General features: G+C 63.1%; 16 protein-coding genes and 1 tRNA gene. 4 read left to right on the top strand and 13 right to left on the bottom strand.

What is annotated here, in order from left to right:
- Positions 1-93: 93 nt before the first annotated feature.
- The 11 genes from R5H30_RS04230 to R5H30_RS04180 all read right to left on the bottom strand — a co-directional run bounded on the left by R5H30_RS04230 (position 94) and on the right by R5H30_RS04180 (position 11,268).
- Positions 94-1,014 (bottom strand): dihydrodipicolinate synthase family protein, encoded by a 921-nt coding sequence (locus R5H30_RS04230; protein WP_318326800.1) that lies wholly within the window; start codon positions 1,012-1,014, stop codon positions 94-96.
- The gene (locus tag R5H30_RS04225; protein ID WP_318326799.1) at positions 1,005-1,685 is read right to left on the bottom strand and encodes an aspartate/glutamate racemase family protein; all 681 of its coding nucleotides are present in this window, start codon (positions 1,683-1,685) and stop codon (positions 1,005-1,007) included. Before R5H30_RS04225 ends, R5H30_RS04230 begins: the two co-directional genes overlap by 10 nt.
- Complete coding sequence (locus R5H30_RS04220; RefSeq protein WP_318326797.1) at positions 1,682-3,127, bottom strand: amidohydrolase family protein; 1,446 nt, start codon at positions 3,125-3,127, stop codon at positions 1,682-1,684. The genes R5H30_RS04225 and R5H30_RS04220 overlap by 4 nt, the downstream gene beginning before the upstream one ends.
- Complete coding sequence (locus tag R5H30_RS04215; protein WP_318326795.1) at positions 3,124-4,554, bottom strand: ABC transporter substrate-binding protein; 1,431 nt, start codon at positions 4,552-4,554, stop codon at positions 3,124-3,126. The genes R5H30_RS04220 and R5H30_RS04215 overlap by 4 nt, the downstream gene beginning before the upstream one ends.
- Positions 4,551-5,585 carry an ABC transporter ATP-binding protein gene (locus R5H30_RS04210; RefSeq protein ID WP_318326794.1) on the bottom strand — a complete coding sequence of 345 codons (1,035 nt, stop codon included), beginning with the start codon at positions 5,583-5,585 and terminating at the stop codon, positions 4,551-4,553. Before R5H30_RS04210 ends, R5H30_RS04215 begins: the two co-directional genes overlap by 4 nt.
- A complete protein-coding gene (locus tag R5H30_RS04205) occupies positions 5,582-6,580 on the bottom strand; it encodes an ABC transporter ATP-binding protein (RefSeq protein WP_318326793.1) in 999 nt (332 codons plus the stop codon). The genes R5H30_RS04210 and R5H30_RS04205 overlap by 4 nt, the downstream gene beginning before the upstream one ends.
- A complete protein-coding gene (locus R5H30_RS04200) occupies positions 6,577-7,449 on the bottom strand; it encodes an ABC transporter permease (protein ID WP_318326792.1) in 873 nt (290 codons plus the stop codon). The genes R5H30_RS04205 and R5H30_RS04200 overlap by 4 nt, the downstream gene beginning before the upstream one ends.
- A 7-nt stretch (positions 7,450-7,456) precedes the next feature.
- Entirely contained in the window at positions 7,457-8,422 is a 966-nt protein-coding gene (locus tag R5H30_RS04195) for an ABC transporter permease (protein ID WP_318326791.1), read from the bottom strand.
- An 82-nt stretch (positions 8,423-8,504) separates the two neighbouring features.
- A complete protein-coding gene (locus R5H30_RS04190) occupies positions 8,505-10,058 on the bottom strand; it encodes an ABC transporter substrate-binding protein (RefSeq protein ID WP_318326790.1) in 1,554 nt (517 codons plus the stop codon).
- Positions 10,059-10,128: 70 nt separating this feature from the next.
- Positions 10,129-10,521 carry a VOC family protein gene (locus R5H30_RS04185; protein ID WP_318326789.1) on the bottom strand — a complete coding sequence of 131 codons (393 nt, stop codon included), beginning with the start codon at positions 10,519-10,521 and terminating at the stop codon, positions 10,129-10,131.
- Positions 10,522-10,620: 99 nt separating this feature from the next.
- Positions 10,621-11,268 (bottom strand): GntR family transcriptional regulator, encoded by a 648-nt coding sequence (locus R5H30_RS04180; protein ID WP_318326788.1) that lies wholly within the window; start codon positions 11,266-11,268, stop codon positions 10,621-10,623.
- 61 nt (positions 11,269-11,329) lie between these two features.
- Here R5H30_RS04180 and hydA point away from each other — a divergent pair, with 61 nt between their 5' ends.
- Both hydA and R5H30_RS04170 read left to right on the top strand, forming a co-directional pair.
- On the top strand, positions 11,330-12,751 hold the full coding sequence (hydA, locus tag R5H30_RS04175) for a dihydropyrimidinase (RefSeq protein ID WP_318326787.1): 1,422 nt from the start codon (positions 11,330-11,332) through the stop codon (positions 12,749-12,751).
- A 533-nt stretch (positions 12,752-13,284) separates the two neighbouring features.
- Positions 13,285-13,374, top strand: a tRNA-Ser gene (locus R5H30_RS04170).
- Positions 13,375-14,103: 729 nt separating this feature from the next.
- Here the strand turns inward: R5H30_RS04170 and R5H30_RS04165 are convergent.
- Both R5H30_RS04165 and R5H30_RS04160 read right to left on the bottom strand, forming a co-directional pair.
- A complete protein-coding gene (locus R5H30_RS04165; RefSeq protein WP_318326786.1) occupies positions 14,104-14,658 on the bottom strand; it encodes a recombinase family protein in 555 nt (184 codons plus the stop codon).
- A gap of 401 nt (positions 14,659-15,059) precedes the next feature.
- Positions 15,060-15,923, bottom strand: a complete 864-nt coding sequence (locus R5H30_RS04160) for a hypothetical protein (protein ID WP_318326785.1) — start codon at positions 15,921-15,923, stop codon at positions 15,060-15,062.
- Positions 15,924-17,001: 1,078 nt separating this feature from the next.
- Between R5H30_RS04160 and R5H30_RS04155 the strand changes: the two genes are divergently transcribed.
- Entirely contained in the window at positions 17,002-17,511 is a 510-nt protein-coding gene (locus R5H30_RS04155; RefSeq protein WP_318326784.1) for a hypothetical protein, read from the top strand.
- The gene (locus R5H30_RS04150; RefSeq protein ID WP_318326783.1) at positions 17,498-17,659 is read left to right on the top strand and encodes a hypothetical protein; all 162 of its coding nucleotides are present in this window, start codon (positions 17,498-17,500) and stop codon (positions 17,657-17,659) included. The genes R5H30_RS04155 and R5H30_RS04150 overlap by 14 nt, the downstream gene beginning before the upstream one ends.
- The last annotated feature ends 66 nt before the right edge of the window (positions 17,660-17,725 follow it).

The raw sequence follows: 17,725 nt of genomic DNA, 5'->3' as shown, positions 1-17,725 counted from the left end.
AGTGCCCACTGCGATGTTCGCCTCCGGGTCAGCGCGTACGGCCGCGGCGCGCTACGATCCTCAGCGCGCCTTTTCCCTGCAATTCAAGATGTTTCAGCCAAGCTCTTCCAGTCGTCGTTCCTGTCTCTCGATCAGCCGGTCCACCTCGGCACGAGCCGGCGCGGTCAGCCGCGCGCCAGGCTTGCGCAGCGCGTCATGGGCGATGATCCCGCGTCGGGCCAGCGTGTACTTGCGGATCGCAAGACCCAGCCCCGGCTGCATCTCGAACCGCGCCAGCGGCAGGTAGGCGTCGAAGATGTCCTGCCCCCGGTCGACTTCACCTGCGGCATGGTGCGCCACCACGGCGGCCATCATCTCGGGATAGGCAAAGCCGGTCATCGCGCCATCGGCACCACGCGCCATCTCCTCGGGCAGGTAAAGCCCGCCATTGCCGCAGAGGATCGACAACGGGCGCGTCAGCACGCCGTCGCGGCGCAGATAGCTGATCTTTTCCAGCCCCGGCCAGTCTTCGTGTTTGAGGCAGACGCAGGTCGGCAGGTCGTTCACGATCCGCGCGATCACCCCCGGCGCAATTTGCACCCCGGTGGCGAGCGGAAAGTCCTGCAGTACGAAGGGCACATCTCCGAGCAGTTCGGCGATCTGCGTGTAGTACGTGACGATCTGGTCGTCGGTGCGCAGGCTGCCCGGCGGCGCGACCATCACGCCCGCAGCTCCAAGGTACATCACCATTCGCGTCAACGCGTCGATCTGCGCGAACCCCGGTGCCGAGACGCCCACGACCACCGGCACGCGACCCCCGACGCGGGCGAGGATACGTGCCACCACGTCGCGCGATTCCTCCAACGTCAGCTTGGGCGCCTCGCCCATCATTCCCAGCACCGTCAGCCCGGTCGCTCCGGCCTCGAGGTAGAAGTCGACCATCCGGTCGCAGCTTTCCATGTCGATCCGCCCGTCGGGGTGGAACGGCGTCACGGCGATCACGTAGACGCCCGCGGCGTCGCTTGTCAGTCGCATCCTGTCTTCTCCTGTCGCGTTCTTTCCAGCGCCACGCGGCCGATGGCCATTGCCGTCGCCGCCTGGCAGGGCTCCACCACCGGCAAGGCCAGAACATCCTCGAGCGCGGCCCGGAACGCCGTCATTCCTGCACAACCGAGGATCAGCACATCTGCCCCGTCGCCGTCGCGCAGGGCCGTTCCGACCTCTTGCAGGCGCGCAAAGGTCCGGTCCTCATCGGCCAGTTCGGCCACGCCCAGTTCCAGCGGGCGATCCCCGGCGAGGCGGTCCATCACCCCCATCGCCCCGACGTAGCGCATGTGCCGCGGGATGCTGCGCGACAGGATCGAGACGATCCCGAAGCGCTGGCCCAGCGACATCGCCGTCAGGATCGACGCCTCGGCAATTCCCAGCACGGGGCGCGCCGACTGTTCGCGCAGGGCGGCCAGACCTGGATCCGAATAGCAGGCGACGACAAAGGCGCTGGCCTCGGCCTCGAGCATCGCGGCCCGCGCCAGCAGCGGGGCAACCACCCCGTCGACATGGGCCTGGGTTTCGATCCCCGGCGGTCCTTCGGCCAGCCCGTGGCAGACGATCGGAACAGGCGAGGCCGCGCGCATCGGCGCGACCGCCCGGTCGATTCCCTGGGTCACATGCGCGCTGCTGTTGGGGTTGATCACGTGAATGGTCATGGCTTTGGCCCTTTCCCGCCCCAGAAATCCGCCGGCAGTTCGAGATCGCCATTTCCGCCGATGCGGCGCGTCATCGTCGCCGCCTGTTCCGTTGCCTCGGCGACGATGGCCGCCACGTCGACGCGGGTCGGCGCGCCATCCTCCAGCACCATCTCGCCCCCCACCATGACGTTGCTCACGTCGTTGCCGTTGGCAAAGCACACCAGCCGGTGCACCGGCATCACCGGCGGCGCCAGATGCGCGCGGCGCAGGTCGAGGGTCACGATATCGGCCGCCTTGCCTGGCTCCAGCGATCCGATCCGGTCCTCGAGCCCGAGCGCGCCGGCCGCCTCGATCGTGCACATGCCCAGGACTTCGCCGATTGGCAAAACGTCGGCATCGCGGAAATGCCGCCTGTGATAGTGCATCGCCTGCTGCATGTGGCGAAACATGTCGCCCGAACGGTCGGGCGCGGTCGCGTCCGATCCCAGCGCCACCGTGGCCCCGGCCGCCACCAGCTCGACCGCCGGACAGCGCCCGGCGATGGAGGCATTGGCCGAAGGATTGTGCGCGACTTTCGTGCCGGTGCGGGCAATGAGATCGATCTCGTCCTCGTGCAGGTCGATGCAATGCGACAGCAACGCGTCTGGGCCAAGCAGCCCCAGCTTCTCGGCGCGCCGGACCGAGCCGCGCCAGTGGCCGTCCTGGGTAAAGATCAGCCCCTTTTCGCGCGCATAGTCCCGCACGATGCGCACCTGCGTGCAGGCCGTGTCATAATCTTCCGGGGCCATGTCGCGCTCGTGTTCGTCGCGCAGCACCGGGTAGAGCATGGCGATGCGCAGCCGCCCGTCGTGGCTGTCGTGCAAGTCCTCGACCACCGCGCGGCAGGTCTGCATCTGCTGCTCGAAGCCGACGTCATAGCACCGCTGGGTCTCGCCGACCCACTCGGCGTAGGTGCGCGGATGTGGTGCGCGCGTCGGTCCGATGGCGACGACGCTGCGGGTGCCGACCTCGGCCACGCCCCGGCAATGCGCGGCGGCATGCTCCGGCGTGTCGCTGCGCATGATCGTGTCGCCGCCGCCCAACAGGGACACCCCCGTGGTCACGCCGAAGCGGAGCCTTTCCAGCGCCGCGAGCCGCGCCTCAGCGAACCAGAACTCGGGCGGCGACGCCTGGGTGTAGACCTCGCCGCAGATTTCCTCCCAGCGGTCGCCCGCGTGCATGCCCATAGTGCGGATCAGCGCGTGACCGGCATGGGCGTGAACGTCGATGAGGCCGGGAAAGACGACATGACCGGTCACGTCGATTACCCGGTCGGCGTCGATCTGCGCCTCGAGCTCGGACGCGCGTCCGACTGCTGCGATGCGCCCGTCGCGCACCGCGACGGCCCCCGCTTCGATCACCTGGCGCTGTGCGTCCATGGCGATCACCGTGCCGCCTGTCAGAAGCGTGTCGGCCTTCATGCCGCGTCCAGTCGTGGCAGGCGCGCGGCGTCGATCACCCCATCAGCGGGCATCGCGAACCCCGGCGAATCTTCGGAAAGACCGATCACCCGCAGCGGGTTGTAGAGCGTAAGCCACGCCGGGTCATCCTGCAGGGCCGCGTAGGCCGCGCGCCAGAGTTCGGCACGCGCGGCGCGGTCTGTCGTCACCCGCCCGGTGTCGATCAGGTCCTCGATCTCCGGATTGGCGTAGCCTTGCCACCACGACCCGGCGATCCGGCTGTCGATCTTCTCGTAGAGCACACGGTAGGTACTCATCGGGCTCGAATCGAAAACGCACATGTCGCGGATTTCCTTGCGCCGCACCATGTGGGCGTAGTCTTCGCGCTCGGGATGGACATGCACGTCCAGCGTTATGCCGACTTGCGACAGCTGGTCGGCCAGCACGGCCGTCAGCTGCTCGGCCTCGTCCGGCAGGCGCGTCGGGCAGTCGACCTCCAGCGTCAGGCCGCCGCCATGCCCGGCGTCGGCCAGCAGACGCCGCGCGGTGTCGCGGTCCGCGGTCTGCGCGCGCCCCTGCCCGGCGCCGAAGTGATGTGGGCTGACGAACCCGTTGAGCGGCCGCGCCGCACCCTGCATCACGTCACGCACGATGGCCTCACGATCGACGGCACGGCTCAGCGCCCGGCGCACCCGCGCATCGGCCAGGGGTCCCTGCGCGGCATTGAGCAGGTAGATGATCGCCACAGGCGAGAGGTATTCGTGCCGCTGCGCGTCCAGAACGCGCGACGCATCGAAGGAAAGCCCATTGGCGACCTGCACCGCGCCAGACTGCAGCATCTTGAGCCGCTCAGACGCGTCCGGAACCCGCCGCCACGTCAGCACCGGGTTCTCCGGCGTGCCCGAGAAATGCCCCGCGACGCGTTCGGCGGTGATCTCGGTCTCGCCCACGTCCGTCAGGTGATAGGGCCCGCTGCCGACCTGCGCCGCCAGATCGCCCGCGTCCAACTCCGAAAAACAGGCCGGCGACAGGATGAACCCCTGTTCAAGCACGTCCAAAAGATCGGCCATCGGTGCGGCCAAAGTCACCTCGAGCGTCCCGGTATCCACTACGCGCAGCTTTGCGCCGCCGAAGTATTGCCGCCAGACCGCCGGTGCACCGAGCGTATAGCCCTTGTCGGTGCGGGCCATGCGCTCGAGGTTGGCCGCGACCGCCGCGGCATCGCAGGGCGCGCCGTCGTGAAAACGGACGCCGGGCTGCAATTGGAAGGTCCAGACCCGCGCGCCCGCGTCCACCCGCCAGTCCCGCGCGAGATGCGGCACGAAGTCCTGCCCGACCCGGCGCACCAGCGTGTCATGGATCGCGTGCAAGACCGTCAGCTCGTCCGCGGCGTCGGTACAGTCGTGCGGATCGGGCAGCCCGAGCCGCGCCTGTGCGATGATCGTCATGCGCCCTCCCTTTGCGGTTCGTCAACGAGGTGACAGGCCACCGTCTGACCGTCGCCCACATCCTGCAACGCCGGTTTTTCGGCCGCGCAGCGATCCCAGGCGAACGGGCAGCGTGTGCGGAACGGGCAGCCCGACGGCAGGTCGAGCGCCGAGGGCACCTCGCCGCTAAGCGTGATCTCCTCGACCGCGCGTTTCAGCTTGATGCTCGGGGCCGCCGACAAAAGCGCCCGCGTGTAGGGATGGCGCGGATTGGCGAAGAGCCTGTCGCGCGGCGCCTTTTCCACCATCGAGCCGAGGTACATCACCCCCACCGTGTCGGCGATATGATGCACCACCGACAGGTCATGGCTGATGAAGAGATAGGCGAGGCCATATTCGTCACGCAGGTCCTTCATCAGGTTGAGGATCTGCGCCTGGATCGACACGTCGAGCGCCGAAACCGGCTCGTCCGCGACGATCAGCCCCGGCGTGACCGACAGCGCGCGGGCAATGCCGATGCGCTGGCGCTGGCCGCCCGAGAACTGGTGCGGGTAGCGCCCGGCATGTTCGGCGTTGAGCCCGACGCGGGCCAGAAGTGCACGCACCTTGTCGGGCACCTCGCGCCGCTCGCCGGCGCTGCGGCACTGTTCCAGCAGCGGCTCGGCCACGATGTCGCGCACCTTCTGGCGCGGGTTGAGCGAGGCATAGGGATCCTGAAAGATCATCTGCATCTTGGCGCGCATCGGCAGCATTTGCGCGACGCCATAGCCGGTGACGTCCTCGCCCTCGATCAGCACTTGCCCGCCGGTCGGCTCGTGGATGCGGGCGATAGTCTTGGCCACTGTCGATTTGCCGCAACCGCTTTCGCCCACCAGTGCCATGATCTCGCCCCGGCCGATGTCCAGGCTGACGCCGTTGACCGCGTGCACGATCCGGCGCGCCAGATGCGGGCCACGCCGGTCCAGCCGCAGCCGGTCGAGCAGTCCGCCGCCGACGTCGAAGTGCTTTTCGAGGCCGCGGACCTCCAGCATCGGCGTGTCGGGAGCGGTCATGGCCGCTCTCCGGGATCGAGCGGGAAGTGACAGGCGGCCCGGATCGAGCCGTGGCGGCGGGTCAGTTCCGGCTCGGTCTCGGCGCAGCGCGCCTGCGCCCGCGGGCAGCGGTCGAAGAAGTTGCAGCCTTTCGGAAGGTTGCGGATGTCGGGCACCGATCCGGGGATCTGGCGCAGGCGCTCGTGCCGCGCTGTGGTATCGGGGATGCTGTCGATCAGCCCGCGGGTGTAGGGATGCGCGGGCGCCTCGATCAACTCGCGCGTCGGGCCGCGCTCGACCACCTTGCCGCAGTAGAGCACCGTGATGTGGTCGGCCATCTCCGAGACCACGGCAAGGTCGTGAGTGATCAGGATCATCGACGCGCCGGTCTGCGCGATCTGGGTGCGCATCAGTTTCAGGATCTGGCTCTGGATCGTCACGTCGAGCGCGGTGGTCGGCTCGTCGGCGATGATCAGCCGCGGCCGCGCCAGCATGGCGATGGCGATCACCACGCGCTGACGCATCCCGCCCGAGAACTGGTGCGGATAGGCCTCGAGCCGTTCCGCCGCGCGGCTGATACCGACGCTTTCGAGCATCTCGATGCAGGCCTTGCGCCGCGCCGCCGCGCCGAGATCGGTGTGCAGGCGCAAGACCTCGTCCATCTGACGGCCGACGGTGTGCAGTGGATTGAGCGACGTCATCGGGTCCTGGAAGACCATCGAGATGTCGCGCCCGCGAATGTCGCGCAGCCGCGCCTCGCCCGCGGTCACCAGGTCCTCGCCGTCGAGCAGGATCTCGCCCGCCTCGATCCGGCCGGGGCTGTCGATCAGCCCGAGGATCGAGAAACCCACCACCGACTTGCCGCCGCCGCTTTCGCCGACAAGCCCCATGACCTCGCCGGTGCCAAGCTCGAAGCTCACTCCGTTGACCGCCCGCACCGTGCCCGAGAAGGTGTGGAAGTAGGTGTGCAGGTCGCGCACGGCCAGCAGGGGTGTGTCCTCGGCGCGGTCCGTCATTTCAGCCTCGGGTTCAGTTCGTCGCGCAGGAAGTCGCCGAAAAGGTTGATGCCAAAGACCAGCATCATGATCGCGACGCCTGGGAACACCGAGGTCCACCACAGCCCCGAGAACAGCACATCGAAGCCGTTCTTGATCAGCAGCCCCAGTGACGGCTGGGTGATCGGCACGCCGACGCCCAGAAAGCTCAGGCTGGCCTCGATCAGGACGAACGTGCCGACCTGGATCGTCGCGATCACGATCAGCGGCGTCAGCACGTTGGGCAGCACGTGCTTGCGGATGATCTTGGTGTTGCGCAGCCCGGCGACACGCGCCGCCTGCACGTATTCCTTCTGGATCTCCGACAGGGTCGAGCCACGCACCGTGCGTGCATAGACCACCCAGCCCACGGCGGTCAGGGCGATCAGCACCTTGTCGACGCCGGTGCCCACCGCCGACATCAGAAACAGCGCGATCAGGATCGACGGGAACGACAGCTGGATGTCGGCGATGCGCATGATGACGCTGTCGAGGATGCCGCCGTAGAACCCGGCGATCAGGCCCAGCAGCGTGCCGATCACGCAGGAGGCGACCATCGCCGCGAGGCCGATGAAGACCGAGATGCGCGCGCCGTAGAGGATCGAGGCCCAGACGTCCCTTCCCTGACCGTCGGTGCCGAGCCAGAACCGCGGATCGCCGCCTTCGAGCCAAACCGGCGGCTTGTAGCTGTCCATCAGGTCGAGATTGGCGATGTCGTAGGGGTCCTGCGCGACCAGCAGCGGTCCCAGAAGGACACCGATGGCGAACAGTGCCATCAGCGCGCTGCCGAGCATGGCGGATGTGCTGCGCGTGTAGTTGTGGAAGAACTCCGAAGAGAGGAAACCGGTCATCGCGCCCTCATTTCAACGTGATGCGCGGGTCGATCATCGTGTAGACGATGTCGACGAGGAAGTTGATCACCACGAAGATCAGCGCCACCAGCATCAGGTAGACGACGATCACCGGCCGGTCGGCGCGGTAGATGCTGTCGATCAGCAGCTTGCCCATGCCGGGCCAGGAAAAGATCGTCTCGGTGATCGTGGCGAAGGCGATGAGATCGCCGAGTTGCAGACCGAAGATGGTGATCACCGGTATCAGCGCGTTCTTCAGCCCATGCCGGTAGAGAACGTCGCGCCGCGTCGCCCCCTTGGCGCGGGCGAACTTCATGAAATCCTGCCGTGCGACCTCCATCATGCCCGCCCGCGTCATCCGCAACAGGATCGCCATGGTCCCGAGCGAGAGCGTGATCGCCGGCAGGGCGATGTGATGCCAGCCGTCACGCGTCAGCAGGCTGGTGCGCAGACCGCCGATTTCCACCGTGTCGCCGCGCCCGGATGAAGGAAAGACGCCCCAGGTGACGGCGAAGAGGTAGATCAGCACCATGCCGACCCAGAAGCCCGGCAGCGAGATGCCCAGCAGCGATCCGGCCATGATGACCCGCGACAGCCGGCCATCGGGGTTGGCGCCGGCGTAGACACCCAGCGGAATGGCGACCGCGATGGCCAGCGCCATCGCCACCAGCACCATCTCGACCGTCGCCGGGAGGCGTTCGAGGATCAGCGTCATCGCCGGTTGGCGGAACACGTAGGAGCGTCCGAAGTCGCCCTGCACGAGGCTGGTCAGAAACTTCCAGTATTGCACCGGCAGCGACTGGTCGAGGCCAAGCAACCGCCGCGCCTGCGCGATCTCGGCATCGGTCGCGTCGATCGGCACGACCATGAACACCGGGTCGCCGGTAAAGCTCATCATCGCGAAAACGATGAGCGAGACGATCCAGAGAACCACGATCATCTGGACGAGGCGTTTGATCAGGTAGGCGAACATCGGCCTGGCGCGGGCTTTCGCAAAGAGGTGTCAGGTGCGCCCCGGCGGGTCTGGCCGCCGGGACGCGTGGGTTCGGCGCGGGTTATTCCACGTCCATGTCGTAGGCCCACAGGAACTTGTCCACGCGCGGCTCGAGCGTGACGCCGTCGCGTACCGCGTAGATGTCCTGTTCGTAATGCACCGGGATCATCGGAATGTCGGCCATCAGCAGCTTGGTCGCCTCCTGCAGGAGCCGGTCACGCTCTTCGACCGATGGCGTGGCGTCGGCCTGGTCGACCAGCGCGTCGACCTCCGGGTTCGAGTAGGAGCCGCGGTTGACCTGCCCGTAGCCTTCCTTCTTGTCGCGCGTGTAGAACAGCGCGCCGTACATCGACCCCGCGTCCCCCGCCGGCACGTCCCAGCCCGACATGATGAAGCTCGAGTTTTCCGTGGGCACGCGAATGTAGCCCCAGAAGTTCGACTTCGGCATGATGTTGAGCTGCAGGTCGACGTTGATCTTGGCCAGCATCGACGCCAGCGCCTGCGCGATCTGCGCGTCGTTGACATAGCGGTTGTTGGTCGCATCCAGCGTCATGGTGAACCCGTCGGCGTACCCCGCCTCGGCCATCAGCGCCTTGGCTTTCTCGATGTCCACCGGATACATCTCGCGGAAGTTCATGCCGTCGACGTGACCGATGTGCGAGGCCGGCACGTACTGGTCGCTGGGCGTCGCGAGACCGTTCATCACGATCTTGTTGAGCGCATCCACGTCGATGGCCCGCGCGATGGCCTCACGCACGCGGCGGTCGGTCATCGGGTTGTCGCCCTCGATGGTCGGCGACTGTTCGCGCGTGTCCATCGCCAGCACGACGTTGAGCAGGCTCGGCCGGGTGATCACTTCGAACCCCTCTTCGGATTTCACCCGGTCGACGTCGCGCACCGCGAGATCCTGGATCACGTCGACCTCGCCGGTCAGCAGCGCTGCCGTGCGGGTGGCGGGGTTGGTAATCGGGCGGAAGGTCACCGTCTTGATCTCGGGCGCCCCGGCCCAGTAGTCGTCGAAGGCTTCGAGGACCAGCTTTTCCTCCTTGATCCACTCGCCCAGCTTGTAGGGGCCGGTGCCCATCGGCTGCAGGTCCATTTGCTCGTCGCCGGTGGCTTCGGTGTATTCCTCGTCGAGGATCAGAAGCTCGGCAAGGTCGTTCGCGAGCACCGCGTAGGGCTTGGGCGTCTTGATCTCGACCGTGGTGTCGTCGATCGCCGTGGCCTCGGCGATGTTGGCCACGAGGTCCGGCCGGATCGACTCGCGCGCCTTCTTGATCGTGTAGACCACGTCGGCGGCGGTAAAGTCGTTGCCGTTGTGAAAGGTCACGCCCTCGCGCAGCTTGAAGCGCCAGGTGGTCTCGTCGACCGTCTCCCAGCTTTCGGCGAGGCCGGGGCCGAAGGACAGGTCGGCGCTGCGTTTCACCAGCGGGTCGTAGAGGTGGTAGTACATGATGTTGGACGACAGCTCCTCGCCCGCCAGCGGGTAGAGGTGGCTCGGGTCTGCCGTGAGCCCGATGGTCACGGATTTTTCCTGCGCCGAGACGGCGGTGGCGGCCAGCACGGCCACGCCCACCGCACCTGCGCGCAGGAGGGTCTGGGATGCATGTTTCATGGGAACTCCTCTGTCGGTGTGTCGCGCCGGGCGACAACCGCCCCGCGCCGCTTCGTCTGCCTTGGTCGGCTTAGTGTCCGGGACGCGCCGATTGAATCTCGATCTGATAGCCCTCGGGGTCTTCCATGGTGAAGGCGCGGATGCCCAGCTCTTCGCTGTCGAACATCCGCGACAGCGATGCCGCGTTCCTGGCCTCGGCCCAGGCGTACCAGGCGTCGACATCCGTCACCCGCATGCACAGCTGGACGGTTTTCTTCTCCGCCCATTTCTGCATGCCGCGGCTTTCGTCGACGAGGCCGACATGGGCCTCGCCGCCGATCCGGTAGATCTTGGACCAGCCCTGGTCGATCGCCAGCGTGAACCCCATCATCTCCTCGTAGAAGGCCATCGCGCGCGGCAGGTCGCGGTAGTACTGGAAGGTGATGGCCAGAACGAAGTCGTCCCGTGGCCGATCTAGGGTCATTCCGCTGTCTCCATCGGTATCTGTATGCAGATGGTATACAGACCGCATGCCGAGTCAACGCCCTGTCCCTTCGGCTCGAAGGTTCGGGCGAAGATTTCGTCAGAACGGGTGATTTATGTGCGAGATGATCGCGTCGCGGACATGCGAAAGATGCAGCTTCATTGCCGCCCCGGCGCTGTCGGAATCGCCCGCCGCGATCGCGTCGATGAGGGCGAGGTGTTCCTCGCAGCCCGGCACGAAGCGGTCGGGGATCGAGCCCTGGTCATACATCCGCGTCTTGGTCTTGAGGTTTTCGATCAGCTCGGCCAGCAGCTTCGAACCCGCGAGCCGCGCGATCTGACCGTGCAGGGCCATGTCTGCAGCCATATGCGCAGCAGAACTGGGTCTCGGCCCTTCCAGAAAATGCACGATCTTCGCCCGCATTGCCACCAGCTCGGAGCCAGCTTGCGGCGACAGCGCCGCCTTTCGCGCGGCTTCGCATTCAAGCAGGCTGCGCACATGCAGGATTTCCATGATTTCCGACAGCGAGACGCTGCTGACCACCGGCGCGGTGCCCGAGTGCCGCGTCGCGAGCCCTTCGCTGATCAGCTGGCCGATCGCTTCGCGCACCGGGGTTCGCGACACGCCCAGCTTGTCGGCGAATTTCTTCTCGCTCAACCGCGTACCGGGCTGCAGGGTGCCATCGAGAATCATCGCCTTCAATCGCCGGAAGGCGGTGTCGCTCAGGGTCTGCGCCGTCGCCGTCATCTTCTTCCTTCCGGGCCGCTTGCCAATTGTACTATGCCCGATGGTATACATTGGGTATGCAATGAAGCAAAATGCAAACTGGGGTGCGTGGATGAAACAGGACGGGTTCGATCTGCTGATCAAGGGCGCGACCGTCGTCTCGCCGGACGCAACCGCGCTCTGCGACTTCGGCATCAGTGGGGGTCGCATCGCCACCATCGGTCCGGACCTCGTGCATCCTGCGGACGAGATACTCGACGCGACCGGGTTGCTTGCCCTGCCCGGCGGCGTCGACACGCACTGCCACATCGAACAGGTGTCGGGCGCGGGTCTCCTCAACGCGGACACATTCGAAAGCGCAACCCGCTCCGCGGCGATGGGCGGCACGACCACGGTGGTGTCTTTCGCCGCCCAGCATCCCGGCCACCGGATGCGCAAGGTGGTCGACGACTACGCGGCGCTGGCGCGCAAGGGGGCTGTCATCGACCATGCCTTCCACATGATCGTGGCCGAAACCGGCAACGGCAACCTCGCCGAGGACATCCCGGCCCTGATCGCCGAGGGCCACCGCTCGATCAAGATCTTCACGACCTACGACAAGGTCCGTCAGGACGACAAATCCATCCTCGACCTGATGGCGGCGGCGCGTCGCGCGGGGGCGCTGGTCTGCATCCATGCCGAGAACGACGGCCTGATCCGGCACGAGACAGAACGCCTGCTCGCCGAAGGCAAGACCGGCCCGCGCCATCATGCCGCGTCTCATCCGCGCGCCGCCGAGATCGAGGCCATCGACCGCATGTGTCGCTTTGCCGAATTCACCGGCGCGCGGGTGATGATCTTTCACGTCTCGACCGCCGAAGGGGCCGCGATCATCCGCAACGCCCAGGCCCGCGGCGTCGCGGTTCTGGCCGAAACCTGCCCGCATTACCTTTTCATGGACGAAAGCGTGCTTGACCGCGAAGACCCGGCGCGCTTTCTTTGCTCACCGCCGCAGCGCACGCCGCAGGACCAGGAGGCACTCTGGCAGGCGATGGAGGACGGCACGATCACGCTTGTCACCTCCGATCACGCCCCCTACCGAATGGACGAGACTGGCAAGTTCGCCAACGGTTTCGACGCGCCCTTCAACCGCATCGCCAACGGGATGCCGGGGCTCGAGACACGCCTGCCGCTGATGTTCGACGCGATGGTCACGAAGGGCCGGATGGGTCTCGACGCCTTCGCCGCGCTGACCGCGACCGCACCGGCTGCGGCCTTCGGGCTCGACACCAAGGGCCGCCTCGCGCCCGGCTTTGACGCCGACATCACCCTGTGGGACCCCGAGCGTCGCCGCGTCTACCGCCGCGACGACCTCAACGACAACGTGGGCTACAACCCATACGAAGGCGTCGAGGTGACCGGCTTGCCGGTGACCGTGCTCTCCCGAGGCACACCGGTGGTGCGCGACGGGGACTATTGCGGAACGCCCGGCGCGGGCCGCTGGCTGCCGATGTCGCGGCCCTAGCGATCCGTCGTTCACGCCGCACTCCGCGGGCACTGTTGGTCCGCCGAACCTGACACCCAGATCGCTCCAGCGCTGGTCAGACGGCAGGTTCCAGGCGCAGGTTGGATTCGATGTGATCCCTAACTGCGCTCAGCCTCTTCGGCACCGGAAGGTTTGCTTGGACAGGGCGCCGCTACGCCGTGCAGTTGAAAGTGTCCAGGTCGACATCGGTTTTTGTTCTGTGCAGGTACTGATGGGTTCTTGATGGCTCAAAGGATCGGACGTGAATCTGCCGGCGGCGATCGCTTCCGGCAGGTCAGGCCGGAAACGGCCTTGGACAATCCCAGAAACCTTTCCGCGCGCCCTTTTATGAAGAGCTTGCAACATTCGGACGCGATACCGTCGCCAGCACAATCGATTAGCGCTTCGGTAGGCTCAATGCCTTACCATGAACCCCAACGCACTTCCGGAAACATATTGGCGTCGGGCGTTTTGTGCCTTGGACAGCAGTTTCGCCTTGTGGCCCCCATGTTTCCTTGGCTATACGCGTCGACGGAGACGTGGCCGAGTGGTCGAAGGCGCTCCCCTGCTAAGGGAGTAGGCGGGAAACCGTCTCGAGGGTTCGAATCCCTTCGTCTCCGCCACAAGCCAGATTTGTGCGCAACCTACTGATTTTTATCAAGATTTAAGTTCGGCGTAAAGTCACACCCCACACGTTTCCCCCACACACTCTCCACACTCGAAAGCGCGTAGCGGTCTGGGCGTCAATCTGGCGTGCTTGATTCATCCACCAATCGCGGCTTCCACAACTTATGCGGTCAGTCGAACGGTCGATTTCTCGTCTATGCCTTTCGCTTCACTTCGGAAGTAGTTAGACTGTCGTGACAGAATTGAGGAGTTCCGAAAGTGAGACTTAGCTATCTTTGGCCTGCCACTTTTGTATTGGCCGCTTGCAGCGGAGAGATGCAAGGCGTCGTTCGTGGAGAAGGTACGCCAGTAAAGTTCTCATACGAGCAAGGAATGGACAGCGACACCTATACGGCGGTTGTTAGTGGGGAGACCTTTAGAGGCAGGGCTGTCCAGACGAACTCTAGCACCTTAGTCGGTACCTCCTTTGGGTCTGCCTATTCAGGTTCGGCTTATGCCAGCGGTTCGAGCACCTTTATCGGATCATCAAGTACAGGGAGTTTTCGAGCAATGATGCTTGGAAACAAGGGCTCAACTCTGCGATGTGACATGCAATATGCCGATTCCAGTGGATTCACGACATCGGGCGGTGTTGGTGTCTGCCAGCACAGCGATGGACGGATCATCGACGTAGTATGGTAAGCGAATGGGCGATGCTGAAAGAACAGCACCGCTTGTTCCGTTGATTAAGTGCGTTCGCGCTCCAGTTGTCTGTAAACGGAACGCTCCGAGACATTGAGCCTGCGAGCAACTTCCCGCTTGCTAACGCCCTCACTGACCAGCTGCCAGATCTCCTCACCCTTCGCCTTGGCTGTTGGCTTTCTGCCTTTGTACTTGCCCAGCGCCTTGGCCTTGACGATGCCCTCCCTCTGACGTTCCAGCATCATCTCCCGTTCGAACTGAGCCACAGAGCCCAGTACGTTCAGCATCAGCTTGCCGGTTGCCGTTGATGTGTCGAGCCCAAGATCTAGGACCCTGAGACCCACGCCCTTCGCTTCCAACTCGTTCACGATCTCGCCCAAGTGGGCCACGGAACGGGCCAGACGGTCGAGCTTGGTAACGACCAGAGTGTCTGCCTCTCGACAGTAGCTCAGAGCCTCTCTGAGAGCCTCTCTGACGCCGACTGAGCTTGTCTGCTCCTCGTACATCCTGTCGCAGCCTATGGCCTTCAGTGACTCTCTCTGAGCCTCTAGACCGTGCTTCTGTTCCAGGGTCGATGTGCGTGCGTATCCGATGAGCATTGCTGCCCTCCTTGTCTGCCAATGGGTTGTAAGATGCTGAGGCGAGACTCTGCCAAAACGCAGAACCCGACTCCACTGACAGGCTATTGCGCCACCCTGGAGGCATGACACATGAGCAAGCCCTAGAGGCAGACGCCCAGGGCGCTGGGCGAGAGAAATTTACTAGATCCGAAAGGGGGGTGGGGGTTTTTAGAAAGTGACTTCAAAAAACGCGGATCATTGTTGGTGTTGTTGTTGATGAAAAAATCTAGCTCCTTCTCGAATCACGAAGCAGCTTCGAACCGTATTCGTCTGAATGTTGCTTCCTCGCCATCTCATGCCCCCCCTCGCGACACACTTAACGGCTAGCTCGATGGGAGACACTCATCAACGTTGGGCGTGAAGAATGGTAGGGTCTGCCCCTAGTATTTTGAGCATCTAGCTATTGGAAAAACTATCATTGTCGGTGCTTCTGACGGCTCCACCAGCAGGCCATCGAGTCCATTCAAAGGCTTCGCAACCATCGCAAATACTCCGCGCAAATCGACCGCCAAAGCGATCCGCGCAGTCGGTTCTCGCCAAAAGACGGAAAGCATTGGAACGGGCATTGCTTCGGAAACGCCGAAAGGTTTGAAGCTGTGTCCATTCGGAGGTAGCTCAAATTCGACGAGGTTGTTTTCACCGTCACCGAATGGGTACGTAAGCTCCCGATATGTCCCGTCTCTCTTTTCGGCTAAGAGTTGACCTTCGGTCGTGATGAAAAAATCTCCGAACACAAATGCTGCGCTGGATTGCTTCCATAGGTAATCCAACGACAGGTCAGACTGCGTTCCGTTTGCAAAAAATACCCGAGCATGGTCCTCGTCGACGGCATGACAACTCAAGGCGAAGTTGTAATAGTTTTGCTTCCCGGCGGGCTCACTAGCACTGGATTGTGGTTGCTGCAACATCGAGTTTACCAAAGCATCAACATCGATCCCGCTATCCGGACGGATGCAGGCAAGGTAGATCGCTCGCTCTACGATGAACAGTACATCTGCCTGATCGTAATCCTTGAGGGTGTCGACTACGGTGGAGCGGTATTCACCAGCGGTCTTGATTTTTGCTCCAGCGATACGGCGCAGCAGGCCCTCAACCTCAGCTCCAAACTCACCGGACATAATTTCTTCTGATGTTTGGCCTCCCCGAGGCTTCAGCCCATCACACTCATCCGCTTTGACGAGTGCGGCATCCAGGAGCGTTGTAGCTAGGCAGCCAGCGAAGCCAATAATCCTTAGCAACTGCATCCTGCCGTCCTCCGTTCATAGGCCTCTGAACCTAGCACAAATTTGGCAATCGCGGTGCCTTGAAAGGAACGGTTAGCACTTCTGCTCAGGGCCAGGTGTGTCTGCGCGTTTCTCTTGAGCGGGAACCTGACCCAAGGCCTAAATTAATATAAACTGTTCAATACTTTAGGTAGAAATTCTATGCCCTGGCTCGCTAAAATTTAGTATTCTCGGTCGAGTGAAGGTCCAAGAAAACTCACACGCTGGCACATCAAGGCTGAGAGGCGGAAACAACATTGCAATACCAATCTGGTTGCTTATAGAGATGCGAATCGCGCTTTCGGTAGAACGCCGCTTCTTGCAAGTAGTCGAGCCAATGGTATAAGTCACTTCGTCGTAGTTCCGGCGCAGCCGGTCCACCCATCGCACGACCAGCACGTCCCCTCAGCGGAGCATGTCCGTTCTGAAATGCGGGTACCGATTCGCGAGACGCCATAATCGGCAGTGACCTCGTCGATGTTGAACCCGGCGGTTTCGGCTTGGGCCTTCTGTTGTGCGACGTTCTGGTCTGCGGTTAGACACGGGCGTAGAGGATGGTCTTGGACATGGAAGCCTCATGGCGTCCGTTTGGTGTCTGTCCGTAGATAGAGATGTCCGCTGATGGTTGTCATTCCTTACGGACAGGGTTTCGGTCACCTCTGCGCCTGACCGTTGGGGCATATACCCTAACGGACAACTCTTTGGTGGAACCTGATTTCCATCAAGGCCGTAAATGCTGTCCTACGAGCATGGGAATACTGTCTGACGTCAGCGCCTTTCGGATAGATTCTTGGTGTTTGAGCGGGTGTTTCCGTAGCTGTTGCGACACCCAAAAACCTTGCCACCAGAATACGCCCTGGCGGCAGAGAGACCTAAGGCGCTGTGGCGACAGGGTTTTCGGATAGCTGAAGGTGTGGGGGCCGGAAAATTGACCTCAAAATAACGGACATGCTCTTATTATTATTGCTTGTCTGACCGTTTTTGGCATTACCTAGACGATAAATGACTTTGGATCGGGAATGGTCTCAAAGACCACCTGAAGACTTGGGGAAAATGGAAAATGGCAGACGAGGATGAGTATTTTCTTCGGTTGACTGAAGTGTTGAGAACAAATGGTTTCGAATGGGTCGTCGCCCAAGCGCAGGCTGAAATTGCCGAAGGTCGAATTGTGACTAAGGAAGTCCAGGCCCCCGGTCTCCAGCAATCTATGGACCCCGACAGCCTAGAGCGTTTGCCTCCTCGGCGAAGAAGATCCGCCCTAGTAGCAACGGTGCAGTATGACGCATCCGAACGTCTCGAAATCTTGCTCAAGGGGATCGAGTCAGCGGTCATAGTTCGGTCCGATCTAGAAAATGAGGTCATAAGACTGCTCAAAGATATTGACGGAGACCGGATCGAAGTCGTCGACAAAGTAGAGTTCCTCCCGGACGACTCCGAGGTGGTACCGGCATCAGCAGGCATCCGCTCGCACTCTCTAGAAAGGGAGCGCTTTTCGACTTCTAGCCCACTTCGAAACGATTTGGCTGAGGCACTCAGTCAGCTAAGGAGAGCCGCTGATGGCGGTGCATGACGAGCTAATTAAACAGATAGAAGAGGCAATCAAGGGCTCAGCGGAGCTTGGCTACGATGACCCTGCCGCGACCAATGACGTGTATGAAAACTATGTCTGGGCGATGTGCGTGAAGGCGGCCCAAAACAAGGGCGCTACGGTTGCTTAGGCTCCAGACTCATTGATTTTCAGAGCCAGAATATGACTGCGGCGGCGAGCGCGATGGCTGATAGGA

This window comes from Roseobacter sp. FCG-D35, assembly GCF_033436665.1.
Lineage (GTDB): Bacteria > Pseudomonadota > Alphaproteobacteria > Rhodobacterales > Rhodobacteraceae > JAWQFO01.
This window is presented reverse-complemented; position numbering and strand designations above follow the sequence as displayed.

Bases quoted from the DNA above. Each gene is read 5' to 3' on its own strand.
- R5H30_RS04230 (WP_318326800.1), bottom strand. From the start codon at position 1,014: ATGCGACTGACAAGCGACGCCGCGGGCGTCTACGTGATCGCCGTGACG.
- R5H30_RS04225 (WP_318326799.1), bottom strand. From the start codon at position 1,685: ATGACCATTCACGTGATCAACCCCAACAGCAGCGCGCATGTGACCCAG.
- R5H30_RS04220 (WP_318326797.1), bottom strand. From the start codon at position 3,127: ATGAAGGCCGACACGCTTCTGACAGGCGGCACGGTGATCGCCATGGAC.
- R5H30_RS04215 (WP_318326795.1), bottom strand. From the start codon at position 4,554: ATGACGATCATCGCACAGGCGCGGCTCGGGCTGCCCGATCCGCACGAC.
- R5H30_RS04210 (WP_318326794.1), bottom strand. From the start codon at position 5,585: ATGACCGCTCCCGACACGCCGATGCTGGAGGTCCGCGGCCTCGAAAAG.
- R5H30_RS04205 (WP_318326793.1), bottom strand. From the start codon at position 6,580: ATGACGGACCGCGCCGAGGACACACCCCTGCTGGCCGTGCGCGACCTG.
- R5H30_RS04200 (WP_318326792.1), bottom strand. From the start codon at position 7,449: ATGACCGGTTTCCTCTCTTCGGAGTTCTTCCACAACTACACGCGCAGC.
- R5H30_RS04195 (WP_318326791.1), bottom strand. From the start codon at position 8,422: ATGTTCGCCTACCTGATCAAACGCCTCGTCCAGATGATCGTGGTTCTC.
- R5H30_RS04190 (WP_318326790.1), bottom strand. From the start codon at position 10,058: ATGAAACATGCATCCCAGACCCTCCTGCGCGCAGGTGCGGTGGGCGTG.
- R5H30_RS04185 (WP_318326789.1), bottom strand. From the start codon at position 10,521: ATGACCCTAGATCGGCCACGGGACGACTTCGTTCTGGCCATCACCTTC.
- R5H30_RS04180 (WP_318326788.1), bottom strand. From the start codon at position 11,268: ATGACGGCGACGGCGCAGACCCTGAGCGACACCGCCTTCCGGCGATTG.
- hydA (WP_318326787.1), top strand. From the start codon at position 11,330: ATGAAGCAAAATGCAAACTGGGGTGCGTGGATGAAACAGGACGGGTTC.
- R5H30_RS04165 (WP_318326786.1), bottom strand. From the start codon at position 14,658: ATGCTCATCGGATACGCACGCACATCGACCCTGGAACAGAAGCACGGT.
- R5H30_RS04160 (WP_318326785.1), bottom strand. From the start codon at position 15,923: ATGCAGTTGCTAAGGATTATTGGCTTCGCTGGCTGCCTAGCTACAACG.
- R5H30_RS04155 (WP_318326784.1), top strand. From the start codon at position 17,002: ATGGCAGACGAGGATGAGTATTTTCTTCGGTTGACTGAAGTGTTGAGA.
- R5H30_RS04150 (WP_318326783.1), top strand. From the start codon at position 17,498: ATGGCGGTGCATGACGAGCTAATTAAACAGATAGAAGAGGCAATCAAG.